This window comes from Parvularculales bacterium (assembly GCA_036881865.1).
Lineage (GTDB): Bacteria > Pseudomonadota > Alphaproteobacteria > JAPOUT01 > JBAJNM01 > JBAJNM01.
In genome coordinates this window covers 15,453-39,606 of record JBAJNM010000003.1, presented here as the reverse complement: position 1 = coordinate 39,606, position 24,154 = coordinate 15,453, and the positions used below count along the sequence as shown (strand labels likewise).

21 protein-coding genes are annotated in these 24,154 nt (G+C 49.0%); 8 read left to right on the top strand and 13 right to left on the bottom strand.

Annotated features, from left to right (window positions below):
• The first annotated feature begins 8 nt into the window (after positions 1–8).
• Positions 9–800, top strand: a complete 792-nt coding sequence (locus V6Z81_01520) for an SDR family oxidoreductase (GenBank protein ID MEG9861177.1) — start codon at positions 9–11, stop codon at positions 798–800.
• Here V6Z81_01520 and V6Z81_01515 read toward each other — a convergent pair.
• The 7 genes from V6Z81_01515 to V6Z81_01485 all read right to left on the bottom strand — a co-directional run bounded on the left by V6Z81_01515 (position 797) and on the right by V6Z81_01485 (position 9,430).
• Positions 797–1,708 (bottom strand): hypothetical protein, encoded by a 912-nt coding sequence (locus tag V6Z81_01515; protein MEG9861176.1) that lies wholly within the window; start codon positions 1,706–1,708, stop codon positions 797–799. The genes V6Z81_01520 and V6Z81_01515 overlap by 4 nt on opposite strands.
• Entirely contained in the window at positions 1,708–4,401 is a 2,694-nt protein-coding gene (ppdK, locus tag V6Z81_01510) for a pyruvate, phosphate dikinase (protein ID MEG9861175.1), read from the bottom strand. Before ppdK ends, V6Z81_01515 begins: the two co-directional genes overlap by 1 nt.
• Positions 4,398–6,458, bottom strand: coding sequence for a glycine--tRNA ligase subunit beta (gene glyS, locus V6Z81_01505; GenBank protein ID MEG9861174.1), 2,061 nt, complete (start codon positions 6,456–6,458; stop codon positions 4,398–4,400). The genes ppdK and glyS overlap by 4 nt, the downstream gene beginning before the upstream one ends.
• The gene (locus V6Z81_01500) at positions 6,451–7,395 is read right to left on the bottom strand and encodes a glycine--tRNA ligase subunit alpha (GenBank protein MEG9861173.1); all 945 of its coding nucleotides are present in this window, start codon (positions 7,393–7,395) and stop codon (positions 6,451–6,453) included. Before V6Z81_01500 ends, glyS begins: the two co-directional genes overlap by 8 nt.
• A gap of 118 nt (positions 7,396–7,513) precedes the next feature.
• Complete coding sequence (locus tag V6Z81_01495) at positions 7,514–8,413, bottom strand: S49 family peptidase (protein ID MEG9861172.1); 900 nt, start codon at positions 8,411–8,413, stop codon at positions 7,514–7,516.
• A 23-nt stretch (positions 8,414–8,436) separates the two neighbouring features.
• The gene (locus V6Z81_01490; GenBank protein MEG9861171.1) at positions 8,437–9,198 is read right to left on the bottom strand and encodes a methyltransferase; all 762 of its coding nucleotides are present in this window, start codon (positions 9,196–9,198) and stop codon (positions 8,437–8,439) included.
• Positions 9,188–9,430: a DUF2007 domain-containing protein gene (locus V6Z81_01485; protein MEG9861170.1), complete on the bottom strand. Its 243-nt coding sequence runs from the start codon at positions 9,428–9,430 to the stop codon at positions 9,188–9,190. Before V6Z81_01485 ends, V6Z81_01490 begins: the two co-directional genes overlap by 11 nt.
• A gap of 108 nt (positions 9,431–9,538) precedes the next feature.
• On the opposite strand from V6Z81_01485, the gene V6Z81_01480 reads away from it, so the two are divergent.
• Entirely contained in the window at positions 9,539–10,579 is a 1,041-nt protein-coding gene (locus V6Z81_01480; GenBank protein ID MEG9861169.1) for a polyprenyl synthetase family protein, read from the top strand.
• Positions 10,580–10,594: 15 nt separating this feature from the next.
• Here the strand turns inward: V6Z81_01480 and V6Z81_01475 are convergent, their stop codons facing one another.
• Genes V6Z81_01475 through V6Z81_01465 form a run of 3 tightly spaced genes read right to left on the bottom strand, consistent with a single transcriptional unit; the run spans position 10,595 to position 15,050 of the window.
• On the bottom strand, positions 10,595–11,482 hold the full coding sequence (locus V6Z81_01475; protein MEG9861168.1) for a 4-(cytidine 5'-diphospho)-2-C-methyl-D-erythritol kinase: 888 nt from the start codon (positions 11,480–11,482) through the stop codon (positions 10,595–10,597).
• Positions 11,479–13,218: a tetratricopeptide repeat protein gene (locus V6Z81_01470; protein MEG9861167.1), complete on the bottom strand. Its 1,740-nt coding sequence runs from the start codon at positions 13,216–13,218 to the stop codon at positions 11,479–11,481. Before V6Z81_01470 ends, V6Z81_01475 begins: the two co-directional genes overlap by 4 nt.
• Positions 13,219–13,250: 32 nt before the next feature.
• Positions 13,251–15,050 (bottom strand): electron transfer flavoprotein-ubiquinone oxidoreductase, encoded by a 1,800-nt coding sequence (locus V6Z81_01465; GenBank protein MEG9861166.1) that lies wholly within the window; start codon positions 15,048–15,050, stop codon positions 13,251–13,253.
• A 33-nt stretch (positions 15,051–15,083) separates the two neighbouring features.
• Here V6Z81_01465 and V6Z81_01460 point away from each other — a divergent pair, with 33 nt between their 5' ends.
• Genes V6Z81_01460 through moaB form a run of 3 tightly spaced genes read left to right on the top strand, consistent with a single transcriptional unit; the run spans position 15,084 to position 18,243 of the window.
• Entirely contained in the window at positions 15,084–15,929 is an 846-nt protein-coding gene (locus tag V6Z81_01460) for a uracil-DNA glycosylase (GenBank protein MEG9861165.1), read from the top strand.
• On the top strand, positions 15,866–17,710 hold the full coding sequence (locus tag V6Z81_01455) for a lytic transglycosylase domain-containing protein (protein MEG9861164.1): 1,845 nt from the start codon (positions 15,866–15,868) through the stop codon (positions 17,708–17,710). The genes V6Z81_01460 and V6Z81_01455 overlap by 64 nt, the downstream gene beginning before the upstream one ends.
• A complete protein-coding gene (moaB, locus tag V6Z81_01450) occupies positions 17,710–18,243 on the top strand; it encodes a molybdenum cofactor biosynthesis protein B (GenBank protein ID MEG9861163.1) in 534 nt (177 codons plus the stop codon). Before V6Z81_01455 ends, moaB begins: the two co-directional genes overlap by 1 nt.
• Positions 18,244–18,308: 65 nt before the next feature.
• Here the strand turns inward: moaB and V6Z81_01445 are convergent, their stop codons facing one another.
• Together V6Z81_01445 and V6Z81_01440 are read right to left on the bottom strand one after the other, a co-directional pair.
• Positions 18,309–19,070 carry an ankyrin repeat domain-containing protein gene (locus V6Z81_01445; GenBank protein ID MEG9861162.1) on the bottom strand — a complete coding sequence of 254 codons (762 nt, stop codon included), beginning with the start codon at positions 19,068–19,070 and terminating at the stop codon, positions 18,309–18,311.
• Positions 19,046–19,420, bottom strand: coding sequence for an ankyrin repeat domain-containing protein (locus V6Z81_01440; protein ID MEG9861161.1), 375 nt, complete (start codon positions 19,418–19,420; stop codon positions 19,046–19,048). The genes V6Z81_01445 and V6Z81_01440 overlap by 25 nt, the downstream gene beginning before the upstream one ends.
• Before the next feature lie 309 nt (positions 19,421–19,729).
• Here V6Z81_01440 and V6Z81_01435 point away from each other — a divergent pair, with 309 nt between their 5' ends.
• From V6Z81_01435 to V6Z81_01425, 3 genes are all read left to right on the top strand, one after another.
• Positions 19,730–20,986 (top strand): PA0069 family radical SAM protein, encoded by a 1,257-nt coding sequence (locus V6Z81_01435; GenBank protein ID MEG9861160.1) that lies wholly within the window; start codon positions 19,730–19,732, stop codon positions 20,984–20,986.
• Between the two features lie 64 nt (positions 20,987–21,050).
• Positions 21,051–21,683: a ribonuclease HII gene (locus V6Z81_01430; GenBank protein MEG9861159.1), complete on the top strand. Its 633-nt coding sequence runs from the start codon at positions 21,051–21,053 to the stop codon at positions 21,681–21,683.
• Between the two features lie 106 nt (positions 21,684–21,789).
• A complete protein-coding gene (locus V6Z81_01425; GenBank protein MEG9861158.1) occupies positions 21,790–23,025 on the top strand; it encodes a DNA methyltransferase in 1,236 nt (411 codons plus the stop codon).
• Between the two features lie 6 nt (positions 23,026–23,031).
• On the opposite strand, the gene mutY is transcribed toward V6Z81_01425, so the two are convergent.
• Positions 23,032–24,141 carry an A/G-specific adenine glycosylase gene (gene mutY, locus V6Z81_01420; GenBank protein MEG9861157.1) on the bottom strand — a complete coding sequence of 370 codons (1,110 nt, stop codon included), beginning with the start codon at positions 24,139–24,141 and terminating at the stop codon, positions 23,032–23,034.
• Positions 24,142–24,154 lie beyond the last annotated feature (13 nt).

The following is a 24,154-nucleotide window of genomic DNA, read 5'->3' as shown; positions in this document are numbered from 1 at the left end:
AAGAAACCATGACCCTTCAAGATAACCCAGCAATTTTTATCACCGGAGCAGCCACCGGTATCGGACGAGCTACGGCGCAATTATTTTCTAAAGAGGGCTGGTTTACAGGGCTTTATGATATTGATGGCACGGGTCTAGAGCAACTATCTGACAAGCTAGGAGTAGATAAGTGCCACACCCAACCTCTTGATGTAACAGACAATGATGAATTTAATGAGGCAATAAACAATTTTTCCGTACACACAGGTGGACGTATGGACGTTCTTTTTAACAATGCGGGTATCCTACATATAGGACCGTTTGATACGGTATCACTGGACAAACAATTGGCAACCATAGATGTCAACGTAAAAGGTGTTGTTATCGGTATTCACAATTCTCTTGCGTGTCTACGCCATACGGCACAGGTTCATGGGAGCGCCCATATTGTGAGTATGTCATCGGCATCAGCCGTTTATGGGGTGCCAGATTTTTCCGTTTATTCAGCCACCAAGTTTGCGGTGCGAGCCATTACCGAGTCTCTTTCTATTGAACTGGAGAAAGATAACATTCTCGTCCACGACATTATGCCCGCCTTTGTAGATACTGGTATGGTGCGTAACCAGATGCATCCCTCGGCAATCCTTGACCAAATGGGTTACAGCCATGAGCCTGATGATATTGCCCGTCTTGTCCATACCGCTGTTCAAGGCGATACAGTGCATCATTATGGCTCAAAAGGTGTGCAGACATCAGATCGGCTATCATCTCTGTTACCGCGTTTGGCACGGCGACGCATGCAAAGGATCTCTGGCTATTAGGCCTCCATTTTACGCATAATATGCGCCATGGCAGAAAAGGGAGAATGCCCCTCCTCTAGTGCCAAAAGAGCACCAGCCTTCTTAAGCGCCTCTTCCCCAAAACGAACTTTTATAGTGACCTCAAGACGACGACACGCTTGGACATGCCGCAACGAAACCAACTGATTTGATGAAACCAAATCACTATAGTGAGCATCTATTACCTCAGCCAGAGCATCAACCCCCTCCCCGTGCTGAGCAGAAACTGAAAACGGGCCCACTGCCTGTCCCATGTGAACCGCCACATCACTTAAAGCATGGTGAGCAACATCGCCCATATCAGATTTAGTCACAGCAATAATATGCGACAACTCCATAATACCCGCCTTCATAAATTGCAATTTATCGCCCGCCCCCGGTTGAATACACAGAACGAGCGTATCACTCATATCGGCAATATCAGATTCTGATTGACCAACCCCAACACTTTCTACAACCACCTTGTCAAAAAATGCGCCCATGAGGGTTGCCGCCGCCGTAGTTGTCTCTGCCAGTCCGCCGGGGTGACGTCCGGCCGCCATAGAGCGCACAAAAACTCCATCATCATCGGTTTGTGATACAATCCTTGCTCTGTCTCCCAACAACGCCCCTCCTGTCAAACGAGAAGAGGGATCAACCGCTAAGACGCCAACCGTTTTACCTTGCCCACGCCACTCCCGCACCAGAGCGCCAGCAAGGGTGGATTTGCCTACACCTGGAGTTCCTGTCAAGCCAATATTATGGGCTTTCTGCACCCTCCATGCCTCCGTCAACAAAACCAACGCTTTGTCCGATTCCGGTGCTTCTTCCAACATGGAAAGAGCATGTGCCAGCCCAACCCGACCTTCTTGTTTTATGCTCTCAAGAAGGCTCGCCTTACTTGACGCCATTATTCAGTTGCATCCCGAAGAAGGTTATCTTTATTCAAAGCCGCATGAGCGGCCGCCAACCGAGCGATAGGAATACGGTAAGGAGAACAGGATACATAATCCAGACCTATCTCTTCACAAAAGTGAATAGAGTCCGCATCACCCCCATGCTCCCCGCAGATACCAGCTTTCAAGTCAGACCGCGCTGCCCGCCCCCTTTCTAGCGCCAAAGACACTAACTCCCCTACCCCCTCCGTATCAAGCGATACAAACGGATCACGAGCCATAATGTTACGGGCGGCATAATCATTGAGAAATCCGGCCGAATCATCTCGACTGATACCATAAACCGTCTGAGTTAAATCATTAGTACCAAAAGAAAAGAACGCCGCCGAGCGAGCAATATCACCAGCCCGCAAAGCTGCACGAGGCAGTTCAATCATGACGCCCACTAGATACTCAACCGAAGTGTTACACTCCTGCGCCACAGTGCACGCTACCTCTGCAATACACTCTTTTAGGGCATCAAATTCCTCACGCATGGCCACAAGAGGTATTATAATTTCAGGAATTATGACCTCTCCTGTTTCCTGCATAACAATATGGGCTGCCTCAAAAATAGCACGAGCCTGCATTTCATAAATGTCGGGAAAACTAATACCAAGACGGCAGCCTCTGTGCCCCAGCATAGGATTATACTCTGAAAGAGATGCAACTTTCTGACGGGCCTCAGCAGGAGAAATTCCAAGAGCATTAGCGATCTCTTGTACCTCTTCGCTGGTGCGTGGCAAAAACTCATGCAAAGGCGGGTCCAACAAGCGAATAGTTACCGGCAGTCCCACCATGTGACGGAACAGAATAGTGAAATCATCACGCTGCATCGGCAATATTTCTGCCAACGGCCCGCGCCGCTCTTCTTCGTTGCGAGCCAATATCATCCGGCGCACCGTCAAAATACGATTCTGATCAAAAAACATGTGCTCAGTACGACACAAGCCAATACCCTCTGCTCCAAACCGCAACGCTGTTTCCACATCACCCTGGGTTTCTGCATTAGCACGCACTTTCATACGCCGATACCCATCGGCCCATGCCATCAATCGCTCAAAATCTTCTGACAAGCTAACAGGCTCTCGCGGCACTTCACCTTTTAGAACTTGTCCAGCTGTACCATCAATGGTGATAAGATCACCACCCCTAAAGACTAAATCTCCAGCACGTAAAATCTCTTCCCCATAATCTACCTGCAACAACCCCGCGCCCGAAACACACGGCTTGCCCATGCCTCGCGCTACAACCGCTGCATGACTTGTCATACCGCCCCGTGTTGTCAAAATGCCTTCGGCTACGTGCATTCCGTGGATATCCTCCGGGCTTGTTTCCACCCGCACCAAAATAACCTTGCGCCCCTGTCGGGCTAAATCTTCCGCCCGCCCGGCATGAAATACAATCTCACCACTTGCTGCCCCCGGTGAAGCAGGCAACCCTGTTGCTATAACCTCACGGGAAGCATCAGGGTCTAGCGCCGGATGCAATAATTGCTCAAGAGACGATGGTGCAATCCGACGCACAGCCTCTGCCTTATTAATCAACCCCTCATCTACCATATCCACTGCAATTTTAAGAGCCGCCCGCGTTGTGCGTTTGCCCGCACGGGTTTGAAGTATCCACAACACCCCCTCCTGAACAGTGAACTCCATATCTTGCATGTCTCGATAATGGACTTCTAGACGTTTATAAATCTCCACCAATTCATTAAACGGACCAGGCATCACCTCTTCCATAGAAAGTGCCTTGCTACCATGAGTCTCGCGGCCCGCTTTGGTCAAATGATGAGGGGTACGAATACCGGACACCACATCCTCGCCTTGAGCATTGATGAGAAACTCGCCAAAAAAACTTTTTTCACCTGTTGATGGATTACGCGTAAACGCAACACCAGTAGCACTATCATCTCCCTTGTTACCAAACACCATGGCTTGCACGTTCACCGCTGTACCCCACTCTTCAGGAATATCATTCAAAAGGCGGTAGGTACGTGCCCTCTCATTATCCCATGAGTTAAACACAGCACCAATAGCACCCCACAATTGCTCTCTGACATCTTGAGGAAAAACCCGCCCAGCTTCTTGTGCTACCAACACTTTATACATCTCAACAAGCGCTCGCCAATCATCGGCCTCCAGATCTGTGTCCATCAAAAGGCCGTTGTCTTCTTTGTATACCTCCAGAGTTTCTTCAAGGGTGTAATGAGGAACGCCCATGACAACATTGGCGTACATCTGAATAAAGCGCCGATAGGCATCTTGGGCGAAGCGTTCATCTTGCGAAGCACGTGCCAGCGCTTGAACTGTTTCGTCATTTAGTCCAAGGTTAAGCACTGTATCCATCATACCGGGCATAGAGGCCCGTGAGCCAGACCGCACCGAGACTAAAAGCGGATTCTCTTCATCCCCAAAACTACCGCCAACAATGTTACCTGTCTGAGTTAATGCTACATTTACTTGCTCCTCAAGACCAGATGGATATACACCTCCTTTATCTTGCCACAAAGCACATACCGCCGTAGTGATGGTAAACCCTGGTGGCACAGGCAAACCAAGGGCGCACATTTCGGCAAGATTAGCCCCCTTACCTCCCAATAAATCACGCATAGCAGCATTGCCTTCTGCTGTACCGCCGCCAAATGTATAAACCCATTTATCAGCCATCATGAGTGTAGCTCCAGACGAGAGAAGTCTGCCACCCTATCAAGAATTGATCGTATTTGAGCCAACAACCGCAACCGATTTTCTCTGATATTTTTTTCCGATGCATTAACCATAACGTTTGCAAAGAAATTATCCACCGGCGAACGTAGCTTGGCTAGAGACCAGACATCTTCCTCAAATCCTTTACCTGAGCCTATATCCGATGCCAGCTGTGTTACTTGCTGATCTAGATCATATTCGGCTTGTTCAGAGAATAGTGCAGAATTCGGTTCACTATCATATCGCGTTTTATCCTTCTTTTCTTCAATGGTGAGAATGTTGATCGCACGTCGGTAGATTGCAAGCAGGCTTTCACCATCCTCTGTTTTGAGAAAAACTGAGAGAACCTTAATACGCTCAACACATGAGGCAATGCTATCTTCAAAGTTAGAGGTAAACACAGAGTCAATAATATCATGGCGAAAGCCTTGCCCGCGCAAATGGATTTTCAATCGGTCATAGATAAAATCCAAGACTTTGTTTTCATCTACCCCATCATATTGAGCACTCAAACCACGTAACGATAACTTACTCAGTGCCTCCTCTCCCTCCAGCATAATACGTATGATCCCCAGCGTTGCCCTACGTAAACCATTAGGGTCACCAGAACCGGTTGGCATTTCATTTATACTTTGAAACTTAAACAACGTATCAAGCTTGTCCGCCAGCGCTATAATTTGACCCAGCAGTGTTGTGGGTATCCCATCCCTCGGATTCAAAGGTTTATAATGCTCCCTTATGGCCGTTGCCAGAAGATCTGATTCCCCCCAGTTTGACATCAAAATACCGCCCATAACACCCTGAAGACTGGGAAACTCTTCAACGGTGCTACTCACTAAATCCAACTTGGCATACCGGGCAGCTATCATGGCCTGAGACCCCGCTAAACCCACACTATTCCCTACCACACGCGCCAGACTTATCATCCGCCTAGTTTTATCATACAGACTGCCAAGGCCGGGATAAAAATCCAGCATCTTCAAATGTTCTCTTAATTCCTGTGGTGTGCGGGATTTATCCCTCTCAAAGGCAAAGCGGGCATCCTCAAGACGCGCCCGCAACACACGCTCATTACCCTTTACTACAGTTGCCCCTTTATCAGACGTCTCCAGATTAGAAACCACAATGAAATATGGTGCCAACTCACCGGTCTCTGGAACACTCACCACCATATATTTTTGATGCTTCTCCATCACGTTTACCAAAATCTCCTTCGGCAACCTCATATAGGTTTCGTCAATAGAGCCTATCAAGACGACGGGCCATTCTACCAACCCTACAACCTCATCTAAAAGACGTTCGTTATCCACAAGTCGGCAACTCTTGCCTTCCGCCAAGGCACGAGCTTGCTTTAGAATGTGCTTGCGGCGGGCTTCAACTTCTACCATCACGAAAGAGATCTCAAGTTTCTTCTGCCACTCAGCAACACTCTTAACACTTATGCTTGCTGGAGCCATAAAGCGATGCCCAACTGTTGCAGAATCACTTGTAAGCCCCTCTACCTCAAAGGAAATCGGTTGTCCATTCAAAATACACAAAACACCCCGCAGAGGTCGCACCCACTTTAAACACTCTCCACTTTTGATCGCGGATTTTGTCCAAACCATGGACTTCGGCCAATCAAATCCATGGATAATCTCCGGTACCATCTCTGCAATCACCTTTGCTGCTGGACGCACCGCCCTCTCTATAACAGCAAAATAAACAGGCCCTTTAGGCCCCTCACGTACCTCCAACTGCTTCCGCATTAGTCCCGTTGAGCGCAAAAACCCCTCAATCGCTTTATTTGGTGCATCCACCCTCGGCCCTCGACGCTCCTGACGTACTGCAGGAGCCACTCCCGCGAGATCCGCAACCGATACCGCTAACCGACGCGGAGTAACATAAGAACGCACATCTCCATACCCCAAGCCCTCAACTTCAAGGCGCATTTTAACCATCCGTTGTAACTGCTCCCGTGCTGCCACCTGCATACATGCCGGTATCTCCTCCGAGTACAGCTCCAGTAACAAATCAGCCACTACCGCCTGCCTCCGTCTTCAGAAAAGCCTCCCCACAAGCAACCGCCAAAGCCCGCACACGAGCAATATAATCCCGACGCGCCGTTGCCGATACAACACCACGAGCATCCAGAACATTAAATAAATGAGAGGCCTTGATACATTGGTCATATGCCGGATATGCCAGAATCATTCCTTCACGCTTAAGAATACGATGACATTCTTGCTCTGCATGGGCAAAATGCTTCTTCAAGATCTCCGTGTCTGCTACCTCAAAGTTCCAATAACTGTATTCCCGCTCAGCCTGACGAAAGATATCGCCATACCTAAGACCCGCCCCGTTAAAATCGAGATCAAAGACATTATCCACCTCCTGAGCATACATAGAGAGACGCTCTAACCCATACGTAATCTCCCCGGACACCGGATAACACTCTTGACCACACATCTGTTGAAAATAGGTAAACTGACTCACCTCCATACCATCACACCAGACCTCCCAGCCTAGCCCCGCTGCACCCAGTGTAGGACTCTCCCAGTCGTCTTCCACAAAGCGGATATCATGGCGATGCATATCAATGCCGATAAACTCCAGAGACTTCAGATATAGATCTTGAATGTCATCCGGCGAAGGTTTTAACATCACCTGATATTGATAATAATGCTGAAGCCGATTGGGGTTATCCCCATAGCGCCCATCTGCAGGTCGACGGGATGGCTGCACATAAGCTGCTCGCCAAGGCTTCGGCCCCAACGCCCGCAACGTCGTAGCCGGATGAAACGTACCAGCTCCCATTTCCATATCATAAGATTGCAACAAAACGCACCCTACCGCACTCCAATAGTGATGTAGAGTAAGAATAAGTGCCTGAAAAGAAGAGGTCGCCGACTGTGACCCTGGTGGCGCTGAACTTTGCGTACCGACCATGGCGGGCTGCCTCTCTGTGACGCCAAACATTAAAACTAAACGCGAGTCCTAGACTAACGTTCTCTCTGACTCATTTCAAGAGGGATGTCTTTGTTTCAATGGCCTCTATCTTTAACTCTCTTTTTCAGGAACCTCTCTTTCTAGGTTTCTAGCGCCAGATACCAAAGCGGCTCCACAACCGGCTCGCTTCAAGAGAAGTTAGGAGTTCATCCCCAAAAGCTGTTCCCAAAGTAAGTCCCAACCGCTGCCGCCATGACCGCGCTCTGTTGACCACCAAAAAGCGAACCTTCTCGCCGTATTTCTCGCGCATGACCTCACGCATGTCTCCTATCCCATCAATCAACCCCAAGGCCAAAGCACGGCGTCCAGCCCAAAAAGCGCCAGAGAACAAATCATCATCCTCTGACTTTAACCGCTTCCCCCGACGCTCACACACTAAAGTCGTAAACACCTCATAGATATCGCCCTGAATAGCGGTCAATCGCCCAACATGAGCTGGGTCTTCCGGTTGAAACGGGTCCAACATACCCTTGTTTGGACCGGTTGCATGAATCCGCCTTTCAACGCCCAACTTTTCCAACAAAGCTGTGAAGCCAAATCCAGCAGATATGACACCGACCGAACCAATCACAGAACTTTCATCGGCATAAATTTCATCCCCCGCGCATGCTAGCATATAGCCGCCAGAGGCAGCGACATCTTCAGCAAAGGCAAAAACCGGTACGTCTTTTTCTTCAGATAAAGCTCGAATACGTCGATATATCATGGCAGATTGCACTGGAGAACCGCCCGGCGAATTGATAATCACTGCTACCGCCTTCACATGGCGGACTGAAAAGGCTCGCTCCAAGGAATCTGCAACAGAAGCTATATCCAGCGCGTTAGATAAACCTCGCACTCCACCGCTTGCACCAATAACTCCTGACAAGCGCACAACTGACACCACAGGCACCCTTTTGCATGAGCATTTCTCGCGCCACCACTTTACCGGATTAAGGGAAAAATTAACCATACTTGTTAAAATGGTATTCTTTGCTTCTTTTCTCAAGATTTATTTCCTCAGGAATGGTCTTAAATTAACCCCTTAAGACCAATGCACCCCCGCAGAACATCATCTGCCGCCTTTGTAGCACTGCCACCCGCCTCATGAAGCACAAGGCCAGGTAAAACAGCATCCTTCCCCCGTGCACCTCGCCTACCCTGAATGATAATCCTCCGCGCTGGGGTACCTGCATGAGGCCACAGAGGCATGATTTTTATATCTCCACAATGAGCGCTCATAGCTACTACAAGAGACGAGATTTCGTGGGCAAGATAAATAAACGTCACCGTCCCGCCAATCTTTGCAAAAAAACAACAACGCTCCACCCATGCCCCCAACGAAGTATGCAACACGAAAGCCTGAGCACGACCTTTATTTACCGGAAGCGTTGAAGCTCCCTCCACCCGATAAGGCGGGTTGGACAAGACATGGTCAAAACTGCCCTTCTTAAGGCCCACACCCTCAAGATCGGACAACACTCCGGTTAAATCACCTACCAAGCTATCACCTGTCTGCGCATTCCGGGCTAGATTCTCGCGTGCCAATTTCGCTTGGGTTTCATCATTGTCCAAACAGACAAGTCTAACCCCCTCAACCCGCATCCCAACACACAAACCCGCAACACCAGCGCCTCCTCCAGCATCCAGAACACACTCGCCCCCTTGCGCTGGAACAGACGCCCCTAATAACACAGCGTCATGCCCCGCCCTATACCCACGGGTTGATTGCCAGATCTTAAGCTGCCCCCCAAGAAAACAATCATTACTTACGTCAATCGATTCAGCCATCATTGCCATCATCAAACTCACGTGCCTCGTCAGATAAGCCCGCCACTACCAACAAACGATGTGCCTGCATCATAGACTCTTTCATTACCACAATCCGGCGGGGCAAAATGCCCAAAGTACCCTCCACCACACTCATGTGACTATCTAGCACCTGATAAGGAATCTCGGCATCCCACAGCAAAGCTTCCACAAAAGAAATCAGCGCCATATCATTGGTGCGCAATAATTCTTCCATTTATCTAGCCTTTCTTTTGCATTCACCCTTTCCCTTGACCAGCCACACACGCCACTCTTATGCTTGAACCCTATTGTTTATGCAACCCGCTCTGGAGTCGCAAGCCCCATGGACGCCGTTATTGCTCCTAGCAAGACAGATACGCCCCTCTCTGCCGCCAAGGATTCATCAAAAGCCATAGCCATCTTGCAATCCCTCACGGCCAGAGATATGGAGCAAGTCAACACACTCATTGTAGAGCGTATCACCTCGCAAGCTGCTCTGGTACCAAAATTGACAGGATATACGTTTGATTCCGGTGGCAAACGTCTGCGGCCCATGCTGACCATAGCTGCAGCCCACATTGGAAATCCTGAGGCGGGCAACCATATCAGCCTAGCTACCGCCGTTGAGTTTATGCACACGGCAACCTTGCTCCATGATGATGTAGTAGATGACAGTCACCTGCGACGCGGACAACCCACAGCACGGGTAATATGGGATAATCGCTCTAGTATTCTGGTAGGAGATTTTCTGTTAGGCCGAGCTTTTGAGTTGATGGTGGAAGCAGGTTCGTTAGAAGCTCTCGGTGTGTTATCTCAAGCGGCTGCCGTGATTGCTGAGGGAGAAGTGATGCAGCTGTCCGCCGCCAAAGAGGTTAACACCACAGAAGAGACATACTTACAGGTTATAGACGCCAAGACTGCCACCTTGTTTGCAGCGGCTACGCAAACAGGCGCTATAATAGCAGGCCTTGAAAAAGACGTAGAGATAGCCTTGAAAAATTACGGGCGCAATTTAGGAATGGTCTTTCAGCTGGTTGATGATGCTCTGGACTATGGAGGGACGGCCATAACCACGGGCAAACTCCAGGGTAATGATTTTCAGGAGGGAAAAATCACCCTGCCGGTTATTCTAGCTATGGCAGCAGGCGATGAAAAAGAGCATGGTTTTTGGCGGCGCACTCTTGGAGAAAACCAGATTATCCGCGATGGTGATTTTGAACGTGCTCGTGAAATTCTAGAACGTCACAAATCTCTGTCCGGCACGTTAGCCTGTGCACAATATTATGGTGCACAGGCGCAAAGCGCATTAAATGCTGTGCCTAAAAGCGTGTGGCGGAAGACTCTTATGGAACTGGTTGATTTCTGTATTCACCGTACTCACTAGTATACCGTGAAGATGTCATACGCCTCTTAACCGAGAGGCGCACACCCACCAACCTGTTTCATTCTTTGTTCTCTGTGCTGCACTCTGCGCCTCTTCATGCTCTGCAAACAATGCAAAACACGTATCTCCGCTGCCACTCATACGGGCCAACAAACACAGAGGTATATTCTCTAGACGGTAAAGCACATCGGCAATCTCCGGTGCAATACCACATGCTGCCACCGTTAAATCATTGCCCTGATCACGACACCAGTCAGCTATATCATACGCATCTCTAAAAACAGGAAGATTACAAGCAGAGGTATCACTAACAACCGCCTTCTCAGCAAAAGCTCGAAAAACTTTAGCTGTAGAAACACCAACCCCAAGATTAATCAATACCACCGACACCGTAGGAAAACTTTCAAGCGGTTCAACCTGCTCCCCAATGCCCGAAACCATCGCTGGTTGCCCCCCTAAGCAAACAGGCACATCAGCGCCCAAAACGCAAGCCAGCCTCTGCAAACGCTCAGGCTCTATATCCTCCTCACTTTTTATATTCTCCCTATGCAACCGTGCCAACAGCCGCAACGTAGCCGCCGCATCAGCCGATCCCCCACCTATGCCAGAGGCCACTGGTAGATTTTTTTCCAACATAAACTGCGTGCAGGGCTGCAGAGACATCTCTTGAAAAAACGTCTGTGCTGCCCGTACCACTAGATTAGTGCCAGAAGAAACATGTGGGGCAAAGGGGCCAGTAATATCCAAGGACATATCCTTTGCACAAGAGCCACAAACCACATCCCCTACTTCTGTAAAGGCAACAAGACTACTCACCTTGTGGAAGCCATCATCACGCCGTCCCTTAATCTTCAATGTTAGATTAATTTTGGCCGAAGCCAGTTCATAGAGTTTACGTTTCATTGCACATCATAAAAGGCAGCTTTTGCTTCTTCATCTATGTCGACCCCTACTAAACCCATAATAATTTTTTTCTTGATAGGCTTAACTCTATCTTCTTCTGGCTCACTGTTTAGTGCATGACGCCACTGATAACGCGCCTCAATATGGCGACCCACACGCCAGAGCGCATCGCCTAGATGATCGTTAATCACCGGATCCCCCGGCTCTAATGCAACCGCACGCTCAAGATACTCAACCGCCTGATTATAATCCCCCAACCTATACCAAGCCCACCCAACACTATCTGTGATAAAACCATCATAGGGCCATCTTTCCAACGCCTCCTTGAGCATGTCCAACCCTTCTTCTAGGTGCATGCCCTGATCAATCCACGAATAGCCAAGATAATTCAAAATCAAAGGATGCCTATCTGACAACACTAAGGCTTGCTTGAGATCTTGCTCCGCCTTCATCCATTGCCCCGTACGCTCGTAAGCAATCGCGCGGGCATAATACAAAGGCCAATCAGAAGGTTCTGCCACGCCACCTATCGCCAAAGATTGTGAATATTGCTCTTCTGCCTCATCGTAACGATTGTGCTCACGATAGATATCCCCCAGCACCCTATAAGTCTCTCTCCTATCCGGAAAGAGATTTTGAAGATTCTTTAACCGCGCAACAGCACCCTCAATATTCCCCTCCTCATTGAGGCTATTGCCACTCTGAATCTGCGCCGAATAATAAAAATCATTATCCGGCTCTATGCCATCCAAGACAGTAATCGCCTCTGGCCACCGCTCAAGATTTTCATAAACCTCACCCATCTTCACCACAGCAATCGTCATAGTAGTGCGCATGTAGAGGGCCAACCGAAAATTCAATAGCGCTCCGTTTAAGTCCTGATTTAGGATTAGCAAATTACCCCACCCATACAAGATTTCCGCATAGCCCTCACGACCATTTCTGACCAAATGTGAGGGCGATGACTCATCTACTTGCGCAAGAGCCACGATGACGGGAATATAGTTGGGATAAGTTTTCAGAAATTTTTCATAAAGCGCCCTAGCCTCCTCGGTGCGTCCTTCTCGCTCCAGAAATATTCCATAAGCTTGCACAACGCGCGGACTGAGGTTATCGGCTTGTTGAACCAATGATGAAAACACTTTATCTGCCACATCACTCCTGCCAGATAAATCCAACATCAAAGCCCGATGAAATCGCTGCAACGAGCTGTAAAGCGAGGCGCTTTGCGGTTTCTCAAGGTGAGTCAATGCCTCATCAACAGCACCTTTATCCCACAAAGCCCACGCGGACCCCAAATGAGCCAAAAACTGCGTAGGCTGACCCTCAACAGTATCAAAATAGGTAAGCGCTCTTGCTGGGTATCCCTCCTTAATCTGCTCTGCACTTAAGATAATAAGGGACAGTGCATCTTTGCTATCTACAGCATGAACACGCCGGGCAAAGGATATAGATTCCTCAACATTACCATTGGACAAAGTGAATCTCATAATTTCTTTCAACAAGGCTTCTTTTTCTGAATCTTGCTTGAGAATCTCTCCATAATAATCGGTAGCTGTACTAAAGTCCTGATTGGCTCCGGCATGACGAGCCGCTAGATATTGCCCATAAACTGAGGTGCTACGTCCAAAGGGGTTATCCACAAAATTGTCAGAAGATAAAACCAGCGAGTACCCCACAAGCAACGCAAACACCAGCAGACATAATCTGCCCCCCCAACCTGCTATTTTCGCCATGCCGTTTTATCCCATTTCAAGAGAGACATACGTTACATGTTGGGATAATTGGGGCCACTACCCCCTTCTGGCGTTGTCCAGTTGATATTTTGCCGAGGATCCTTGATGTCGCATGTTTTACAGTGGACACAGTTTTGTGCATTGATTTGAAACACTGGCTTGCCACCCACCTCAACGACCTCATACACACCCGCTGGACAGTAGCGCTGAGCTGGCTCACCATAAACCGGCAAATTAACACCAATAGGCATGTCTTTATCTCGCAATGCCAGATGCACTATTTGGTCTTCATCATGACTAATAGCAGACAAATAAACCGATGAAGGTTTATCAAAAGATATATTGCCATCTGGGGCAGGATAATCAATCCTCTCACACTCATCGGCTTTCATAAGGGAGGCGGCATCGCTCTTGCCATGCTTTAAGGTAAAAGGTAACCCAAGATGAAGATTGTTCATCCACATATCAAGCCCTCCAAGCCCTACACCCAAAAACAATCCAAACCGACTCCACAAGGGTTTAACATTACGCACTCGCTTGAGGTCCGTCGCTACAGAACTGTTTTCGTAATCATTTTCGTAATTCTCTAGGGTGTCGTGAGCACGCCCAGCAGTGAGAGCTTCCACAACAGCCTCTCCGGCCATCATGCCGGTCTTCATGGCGTTGTGAGAACCCTTGATACGTGGCAAATTGACAAAACCCGCAGAACACCCGATCAATGCCCCACCCGGAAACGATAATTTCGGTACCGATTGAAATCCACCCTCCGTTATGGCACGTGCCCCGTAAGCCAGACGTCTACCTTCCTCAAAAACACCCCGTACGGCAGGATGCGTTTTGAACCTCTGAAATTCATCAAACGGTGATAGCCACGGGTTTTTATAATTCAGGTGAACCACAAAACCCACAGCTACAAGATTATCTTCCAAATGATACAGAAAAGAACCGCCACCTGTGTCACCTTTCAAAGGCCACCCAAAAGAATGTTGTACTAAACCAGGCCTGTGAACACTTGGAGAGACCTCCCATAGCTCCTTAAGGCCGATGCCATATTTTTGCGTTTCCCGATCTTTATCTAGCTCAAAATGGCTTATGAGATACTTAGAAAGAGATCCCCGTGCGCCTTCAGCAAACAACGTATACTTTCCATGAAGTTCAAGACCCGGCGTATAATTGCTTTTCTTTTCACCATCTTTAGCAACCCCCATATCGCCAGTGGCCACGCCCTTGACGCACCCTGCCTCGTCAAACAGCACCTCAGCAGCTGAAAACCCCGGATAAATCTCTACTCCCAACGCCTCGGCCTGTTGAGATAACCAACGACATACATTACCAAGGCTGGCAATATAATTGCCATGATTGCTCATCAGAGGTGGCATCATGAAGCTGGGCATTTTTATTTTTTTATTCTTGGTTAGAAAGTAAAATTCATCCTTTGTTACCGGCGTATTAAGGGGGGCTCCATTTTTTTTCCAGTTTGGGAGCAATTCATTGAGAGCCACAGGATCAATAACCGCACCGGATAAAATATGAGCACCAACCTCTGAACCTTTTTCCAGCACACACACGGTGGTGTCTGTGCTCTGTTCTTGCGCCAGTTGACGAATACGAATAGCTGCTGCTAGACCGGCAGGACCACCACCGATAATGACCACATCGTAGACCATAGACTCCCGCTCTTCTGGAACTAGGGCGATGCCTTGTCGGGCGTTAAGATCGGAGAGGGGCAATGTGCCGGAAGATGATGGCATGCTCATGATTCCTTCTGCAATGTGTGGTATTTTCAGCCCGTTGTATTCTTCCAGTGTAGCATATTCTAACCTACAATCCATAACGCCAGTTTTCTGGATAGAATTGAGGAAACAATGACAGGCTATAAGCCTACATCTCCTGTGAATCCCCTCTTAAGTAATCAGGCTGCGTTGACCTTGTTGCGCTGGCAAAGTGAGGCGGGAGTCGACGAAACTATTGCCGAAATCACCCCTGAAACGTATACTGAAACGCCTCTTGAAACTATTATTGAGAAGCCCCTCCATGCCAAAATATCCCCCTATAAAAGACAACAAGAGGAACAACCTCCCTCTTCCCTTCCTTCATTTGCTCCCTTGCTTGCCAACATAACAACCCTTGAAGAGTTACGGCATGCCATGGAAAATGTTGCCGATGGTGGCTTGCGTGCTACAGCCTCTAAACTTGTGTTTAGTGATGGTAACCCTAAGGCGCGGGTAATGTTTATAGGCGAGGCACCAGGACGAGAGGAAGACCGTCAAGGGGTACCTTTTGTAGGCCGAAGTGGACAATTATTAGATCGTATGCTGGCGGCTATTGGTCTTAACCGCACACAAGTCTACATCACTAACGTTATACCTTGGAGGCCACCGGCAAACCGAACACCTACAAGAGATGAGATTAATCCCTTTCGCCCCTTCCTAAATCGTCATATAATGCTTATTAATCCGGATGTTCTGGTTTTAACAGGCGGCGTTGCGGCAAAGACCTTGCTGAATACTTCCAAAGGAATTATGACTTTACGAGGAAAATGGACAGACTGCCTAATATCAGACAAGGGAGTAGATTATTACATTCCAGCGTTACCTATTTTTCATCCGGCATTTTTGCTTCGTCAACCTGGGCAAAAACGGCTCGCATGGCACGACCTTCTCATGTTGCAAGAAAAATTGAACACTTTGGGTACTTCTTCTTCCTTATAGTTCTCTTTGCCCTGTTCTTGCCAACATCCGTTCTTGCTGGCACAGCATTTTCCTCAGAACAACCCACCTCCACGGCACTTCAGATTCTCTCCACAGCGGATGCCGAGCGCTACCGACGCATCTTCCACACCCAGAAAAAAGGCCACTGGAAAGACGCCGACAAGATCATTGCAACAATAGATGACCCCATCCTGATGGGCTACGTCCAGTATCAACGCTATATGCATCCCACCGCATGGCGCTCTTCCTACAAGGAACTCTCAAACTGGCTTGCTACCTATAGTGATCATCCGGGGGCAACGCGCGTTTATCGGCTAGCACTAAGACGCCACCCTAGAGGAGCAGCACGCCCCACCTCTCCATCTGATATGCAGTCAGCGACCCCAAGCGCCACATCCTCGTCCCTTGACCCATCAACTACCCCTGACTTGGCCAACGAGATAATACTGCCTGAACCCCGTATCTCGCCCCATTACAACAACGCTAGGCGAAAAATTACCTCTCTCCTACAGCGTGGAAGACCAACACAAGCTCTAGCAACCCTTACACGAGACTGGCTTAGATATATCAGCGCTCCACAGGCAGATAATTTGCGCGGGCGGATTGCGGGGGCTTATTTTTTTCATAACAAATATGCAGAGACCCTGAAATTAGCATCAGGCATCGTAAACCGCGCCGGTGATAGTGTTCCCCTTGCCAATTGGTATGGGGGGCTGGCCTCTTGGCAGGTTGGACGTAGCATTGAGGCGGCAAAATTTTTCACACCCCTTGCTAACTCACCCCATGCAAGTGCACAGTTACGCTCTGCGGGGGCTTATTGGGCGGCTCGAGTCTGGCAACAGATGGGAGACAATGCCCTCGCTCAAGTATTTCTGAAGCATGCAGCAGCGCAAAACCTTAATTTCTATAGTTTGCTTGCCGCCCACAAACTAAGGCGCAAAAATGCTCTGTTCTGGTCTCCCCCGCCTCCGGCAGGAAGTGCCATAGACGATGTTATCCGTGATCCGGCTGTCGTTCGCGCCATTGCTCTTGTGGAAACCGGATGGCCAGAGATGGCAGAATATGAACTGATGAATGCCTACCACCGTCTTTCTCCCCCTTTAAGACAGACGATGCTAGCGCTGGCCCATCATCTCAACCTACCGGCCAGCCAAGTACATATAGCTCAAACTATTCCCCAAGAAACCTCTGGAAAACTGCCTTCTACCCATTACACCCACACCAGTCTTTACCCTATTCCTTCTTTTGAGCCTGATGGTGGATTTCTCTTAGATCGCGCCCTTGTCTATGCGGTCATCCGGCAAGAAAGCAGGTTTAAGTCACGGGCAAAATCAAGATCAGGCGCACGAGGATTGATGCAAATCCTACCCTCAACCGCCGGATATATCACTAAAGACCGTTCCTTAGTGCACCACCGCCGTCACGATTTATACGAACCTCCTCTTAATCTTGCGCTAGGACAGAAATATATGGCGATGCTCCTTGAAAAATCTAAAATTCCCAACAATCTCTTTATGGTGACCGCTGCATGGAATGGCGGCCCCCGCCGCGTACAACGCTGGCTTGCAGACATGGACCATAAAAACGACCCTCTTGTGTTTGTTGAAAGTATTCCGTTTCCTGAGACCCGCAATTTTGTCAAACGCGTTATGACCAATCTGTGGGTATACAGGAATCGCTTGGGGCAACCGGCTCCCTCTCTGGCGATGGTAACCGAAGACCAATGGCCGCTTTATCAATCTCTAGAGACCAGTGAACTTGCCGATACCCAGAGGCAATAATGACTGGTATTGATGAATCGAGGCCTTTTCTACCGGTTCGCATCGCGGTATTGACCGTCTCTGACAGCCGCACCCCAGAAACTGATACATCCGGCCAGATTTTGGTGGAACGCCTCACGGGAGCGGGTCATATTTTAGCCGACCGTGCGCTTGTAGCAGACGACCAAACGTTACTCAAAGAGCATTTGACGGCTTGGATTGCTGATGAAACCGTAGAGGTTGTCATTGCAACGGGAGGAACGGGCCTTACGGCACGCGACGTAACGCCGGAAGTATTTCACACCCTTTATGACAAAGAGATTGAAGGATTTTCTGCTGTCTTTCATCGCATCAGTTTTGAGATAATTGGAGTTTCAACCATTCAATCCCGCGCTACGGCTGGAGTTGCAGGGAGTACGTACATTTTTGCTCTACCCGGCTCTCCCGGGGCCGTTAAAGATGGCTGGGATGAGATATTGCGCTACCAACTGGATAATCGCTTTCAGCCTTGTAATCTGGCCGAACTCATACCCCGTCTTCAAGACAATAAATGATGGGGGCTTATATACCTAAGTAACGTTCTCATTTTACCAGCATATCAAACAAAAAACAGAAGTTTTTAGGGATATTGAGCATCGTTCAGAAGCCAGTAGGCTTTTGTGTCTTTAAGGGCTTTGTTAGAGACAGCAAGATCAAAAGGCGTATTCCCTTGTTCATCCTTCACCGTACCATCAGCTCCTTGCTCCAGAAGTATCTCTATAACTTCTGGTATTTCACTATGTTGAGCAGCCAAATGTAGAGGAGTAGCATGAACGGCATTCCGGGCTTCCAGATCTGCTCCCTTGTTGATAAGAAATTCCAATATAGTCGTTGACTGACCCCATTTAGATGCCTTGTGCAAAAGCGTATTATTTTCATTATCAAGGGCTTTTATATCCGCACCATATTTTAGCAAAAGTTCCACCATAGCAAGTGGCCCTGGCCTCCAGAATCTCTTTGCCGTAGATTCTGGCAGATGAACAGCTAGATGAAGGTGCGTTTGTCCAAATAAATTCGTGCGAGATTCAGTATTACTGCCAGAGATTAGCATCTCTTCCACTATAGATAGGCTACTGTTCTCGGATACCAACTCATGAAGAGGTGTATATCCAAACTCGTTACGCGTCTCTATATCTGCCCCATATTTTAGTAAAATTCCTACTTTTTCTGAACGCCCGACTTTGTGAAATGGTGTATTTCCAAACCTGTCGCGCACTTTTACATTAGCTCCCTTCTCTAATAGAAATTTTAGCATCTTAGGTTTGTAATTGTGTGCCGCCCTATGAAGTGGGCTTGCTCCACGATTGTCTCTGCTGTTTATATCAGCACCATGATTGAGCAATATTTTCGCTGTCTCTGTGCTTTTTTTACTGCCCAGTACATAGGCGTCCAGCCGTAGTTGTCATGCGCTTCAACATTCGCTCCATGCTCCAGCAACACATTTATAGCTTCTGGTGAACCAACATCTACCGCTAAATGTAGGGGAGTAATATTGAACCACTCATCATCTGTACATTGGATGCATGCGATGGACTCATTGACATCGGCACCATCCCTGATAGCTGTTTCTACATCCTCAATCGTTGCTGTTTCCCAGAACTCTGATTCCAATAAAACATTCTCCTGCGCATGAAGTGACACTGGTGTAAGCGCCAGCAAAAAAATACTACAAATGATGATTATTGATTTCATATCTCAAGAGACCGTTCTTTTTGGGGCCATCTGTATAGCTCTCGTTCCATAACAGTGTCGGCCCGCTCCAACAAAGACCAGAAGGATATACAATAAGGGGGCTTATATACTCTAGTGCCCAAAACGGCCTAAAAGCCCCTAAGTATATAAGCCCCTTAAAATATAATTCTGTTGACAATAAAAGAGCTATAGGAGACTGACAATATGCGCACCCAAGTTCTCAAAAAACATCAATAATCCTCAGGGGGATCGCAAAATCCACGAAAAAAGTTCTTGATTTGTTCTTTATCGAGGTATAAGATCACAACCATGATTCTTAACCAACAAATGCGCTCCGGCACGGCCAACACCCACAATAGGGCGAAACCGCCTCCCCTATCCCCCCTTGATGAGGCGGATGGCTCTCCGGCAAACAACACGCCAGACCGGTTCTTATTCCCTCCTCGCTGGTCAGATGAACACCGGAACCGGAGCGCATTCACCCATACTTCCATGTCCCACCTCGGCCCGGACAGATTCCAACGAGGACGAGGAGCCGCCTCCAACACATCTGGGCGCTTTGAGTCCCAACAAAGAACCCATGAAGACGACGGGTGGAACTCACTCGCCGACGAATCATCCCTCAATACCAACGTCACCCTTGAAACGCCTCAACGCATTATCAGCTGGAACAACTCACCTGATATGCCTTTTGACCGCTCCATCAACCCTTACCGGGGATGCGAGCACGGCTGCGTTTATTGTTTCGCCCGTCCCTCTCATGCTTTTTTGGGATTATCTCCGGGCCTTGATTTTGAAACTCAACTGTTCGCCAAGCCCACAGCAGCGGCACTCCTGAGACGCGAACTCTCCTCTCCCCGCTACACACCGCGCCCCATAGCTATGGGAACCAACACCGACCCCTCCCAACCCATCGAACGACAATACCGCATCACCCGCTCCATCCTTGAAGTGCTAGAAGAGTTTCAACATCCGGTAACAATTCTCACAAAATCCGCCCTCATCCAGCGAGACTTGGATATCCTCACCCGCATGGCTGAAAAAAATCTGGTGCACACCGCTCTTTCTGTCACAACCCTTGACCCCAAACTTGCCCGTGCTCTAGAACCCCGCGCCTCCACCCCCACAAAACGCATGGCCGCTGTTGCTGATTTAGCGGAGGCAGGGGTTCCTACAGGCGTCATGTTTGCTCCGGTCATTCCGGCTCTCAATGACATGGAACTGGAACGTATTATGGATGGAACCCAACGAAGTGGTGCCCGCTTTGGCAATTATGTACTACTCAAACTTCCCCGCGAAGTAGCTGGCTTGTTTCGCGAATGGTTGGATATTCACGTCCCCGATAAAACCGCCCATATCATGTCTCTTGTGAACGCTATGCGACAAGGAGAGGATTACAACTCCCAATGGTTTACCAGAACGCGTGGAAACGGCCCCTACGCTTGGCTTCTCAAACGCCGCTTTGACCTATGTGTCAGACGGTTGAATCTCAACGCCTCATCCTGCCTTCTTGACGCCACTCGTTTTGCCCCACCGAATCAAGCACGACAGATGACCCTGCTCTAAAGCCAATCTCCGACAACAAGCAAATCATTGCGCCATCCTTGCCAGTCCATCATACTGACGCACCATGACAGAGATAACCCCTAACCTTCCTTCTTACGTTCTGGAGGAAGCCGCCATAAAACAGCATGGTGGACCGGTGGCTGGTGTGGATGAAGCAGGACGCGGTCCATGGGCTGGACCGGTGGTAGCCGCCGCCGTTATTCTTGATGAAAGACATATTTCTGACGGGCTTAACGATTCAAAAAAACTCACCCGCGCCCGACGCGAGAGATTATTTGACCGCATCATGACATACGCCACCACAACTATCGCCGTGGTAGACATAGCTGTCATTGATGAACGTAACATCCTGCATGCTAGTCTTGATGCTATGGCACAAACTATTCGCGCCTTGCCACATCTTCCTGGATCAGTCCTTGTGGATGGTCCCTATGTTCCGCAGGTTGATTGTCCGGCTGTTTCTGTTGTGGGCGGCGATAGGAAATCACTTTCCATTGCAGCAGCGTCCATTATAGCCAAGGTATCTCGTGACCGGTTGATGACACAACTGGCTCGTGAGTGGCCTCCTTATGGCTGGGAACACAATGCCGGATATGGCACAGCGGAGCACAAGGAGGCCTTGATGCGCTTTGGGGTGACGCCCCATCATCGGCGTTCATTTGCCCCGATACGCAAGATATTGAGTCTAAATGCTTGATATGGGCTTGATGTAGTGAGTAAAAACACGATAACCCCTTGATTCAATAAAGCTATTGACCTTTTCCACAAGATTCCCATGATACCCTCTCCGAAAGAGAGGGATAATGTCAGGAAACAAGATTGCCCACAGAAAACAGACTTGCAAAAAACAGAGCAAAGGCCCCTCGACTCACCATAGTACAGAGTTAGGGCAAACACCGAAGGTGAGGAAAAGTGCGGGGAAAACTAAAGAAAAACTGACCACTGGAAAAACCGCCCGCAACAGGATTATAACTGGCGATTGTATTGTAGTTATGAACCGCTTACCCGAAGCCTCTGTTGATGTTGTTTTTGCTGACCCACCGTATAATTTGCAGTTGGGACAAGGGCTAACTCGCCCTGACCACTCTCATGTTGATGGTGTGACAGAGGCATGGGACCAGTTTGATGGTTTTGCGGCCTATGATCACTTTACTCGTGAGTGGCTTCAGGCGGCGCGACGGGTGATGAAGAAGGATGCCAGCCTGTGGGTAATCGGCAGCTATCATAATATATTTCGTCTGGGCACCATTTTGCAGGATTTGGGATTTTGGATTCTCAATGATGTTGTCTGGCGCAAGACGAACCCAATGCCTAATTTTCGCGGACGCCGTTTTACCAATGCTCATGAAACTCTTATCTGGGCGGCTTATGACAAACGCCCGCAGTATACATTCAACTATCACGCCATGAAGGCCTTAAACGATGATATTCAAATGCGCTCTGATTGGCTTTTGCCGATTTGTTCAGGCGAGGAGCGTCTTAAGGATGAGACGGGGACCAAGGCACATCCCACACAAAAACCAGAGGCGTTATTACATCGGGTGCTTGTTGCCTCTAGCAAGCCAGGAGATAAGGTTTTGGACCCGTTTTTTGGAACCGGTACAACTGGCGTTGTAGCACGACGGCTCAACCGACATTATATAGGCATTGAAAAAGAGTCTGAGTATGTGCGCTTGGCCCGCGCCCGACTACAAGGCATTAAACCTGCCGCGCCGGAAGATATTCAAGTAACGCCATCTCCAAGAGAGGAGCTTCGTATTCCTTTTGGTGCTCTTGTTGAGCAAGGTCTGCTAATGCCAGGGTCTGTGCTTTATGGTCAAGGGCAACAACCCTGCGCTGCTCGGGTGCGTGCCGATGGCACTTTAGATTGTGATGGCAAAACAGGGTCCATTCATCAAATTGGAGCGCGTGTTCAGGGTCTTCCTGCGTGCAATGGTTGGACGTTCTGGCATTTTCGTGACCAGAGCAGAATGTTGCCCATTGATTTTCTACGCCGAAAATTGCGCGCCAGAATAGCAACCCTCAATGGATCTTCCTAACAGAAATTATTTTTCTTTTTGCGCTAAAGCATGGCCAATAACTTTGCGCATGAGAGTGGGTAGCGCGTAGGTATCAAATTTCTTCTGCTGCACCCACATTGCACCATCAGGCAAGGTTAAGGTTGTGCGCGGCGTTAGGCTGGTAGTACGCGCTTCGATTTCTAGGTGAAAATGTGTGAATGTATGCTGAACCCATCCCGTCAACCGTCGCCAACGTGCTTTCACGGGCGCATGAACAACAACGTCTGTTTCCGAAGGGATTGTTTCCATCCATGGTGTGCCGGGTAGTTCCATCATGCCACCTAACAACCCATGATCCGGACGACGGCGCAACATTACGGCCCCGTCCGCCCTTTCAACCCAAAAGGCTACCCCATAGCGTGTTGGCTTAGTCGGTTTGGGGAAGCGATGGGGCAAATCTAACACACGCCCTGTGCGCTGCGCTTCACAATTCTTATGCCAAGGGCAAATCTCACACAAGGGCTGCTTTGGTGTGCAGACCAGCGCGCCCAGTTCCATCATGGCTTGGGCAAACTCCCCGCTCCGATGGGTAGGTGTTAACTCCTTGGCCAGTTGGGCCAGTTCTCGTTTGGCCTTTGGTAGAGGAGTCTCAACCCCATAAAAACGAGCCATCACCCGCTCTACGTTACCGTCCACGGCGGTAGCGGGACGATCAAACGCTATCGCCGCTATCGCCGCCGCCGTATAAGTTCCGATACCCGGCAGGGTACGCAGCGCCTCTTCTGTATCAGGAAACCGGCCTCCATAATCTGTCATCAACGTCTGGGCGCATCGATGTAGATTACGCGCCCGCGCATAATATCCAAGACCCGCCCATGCAGCCAAAACATCATCAACAGACGCCGCCGCCAAATTCTCAATGGTTGGCCAGCGCTCCAAGAAACGCTGATAGTAAGGAATTACTGTTACTACAGTCGTTTGCTGCAACATCACTTCACTTAGCCATATGCGATAAGGATCCACGTGGACTCCCAAAGGCACACGCCATGGAAGAGAGCGCTGATGTGTGCCGTACCAATCCAGCAGCCACCGCACAAGCTGCGCATGGGTATGTGCACCTTTCCCCCCTGTCACCCCTGTGGTATGCTTACTCATAGGAGCGATTGTG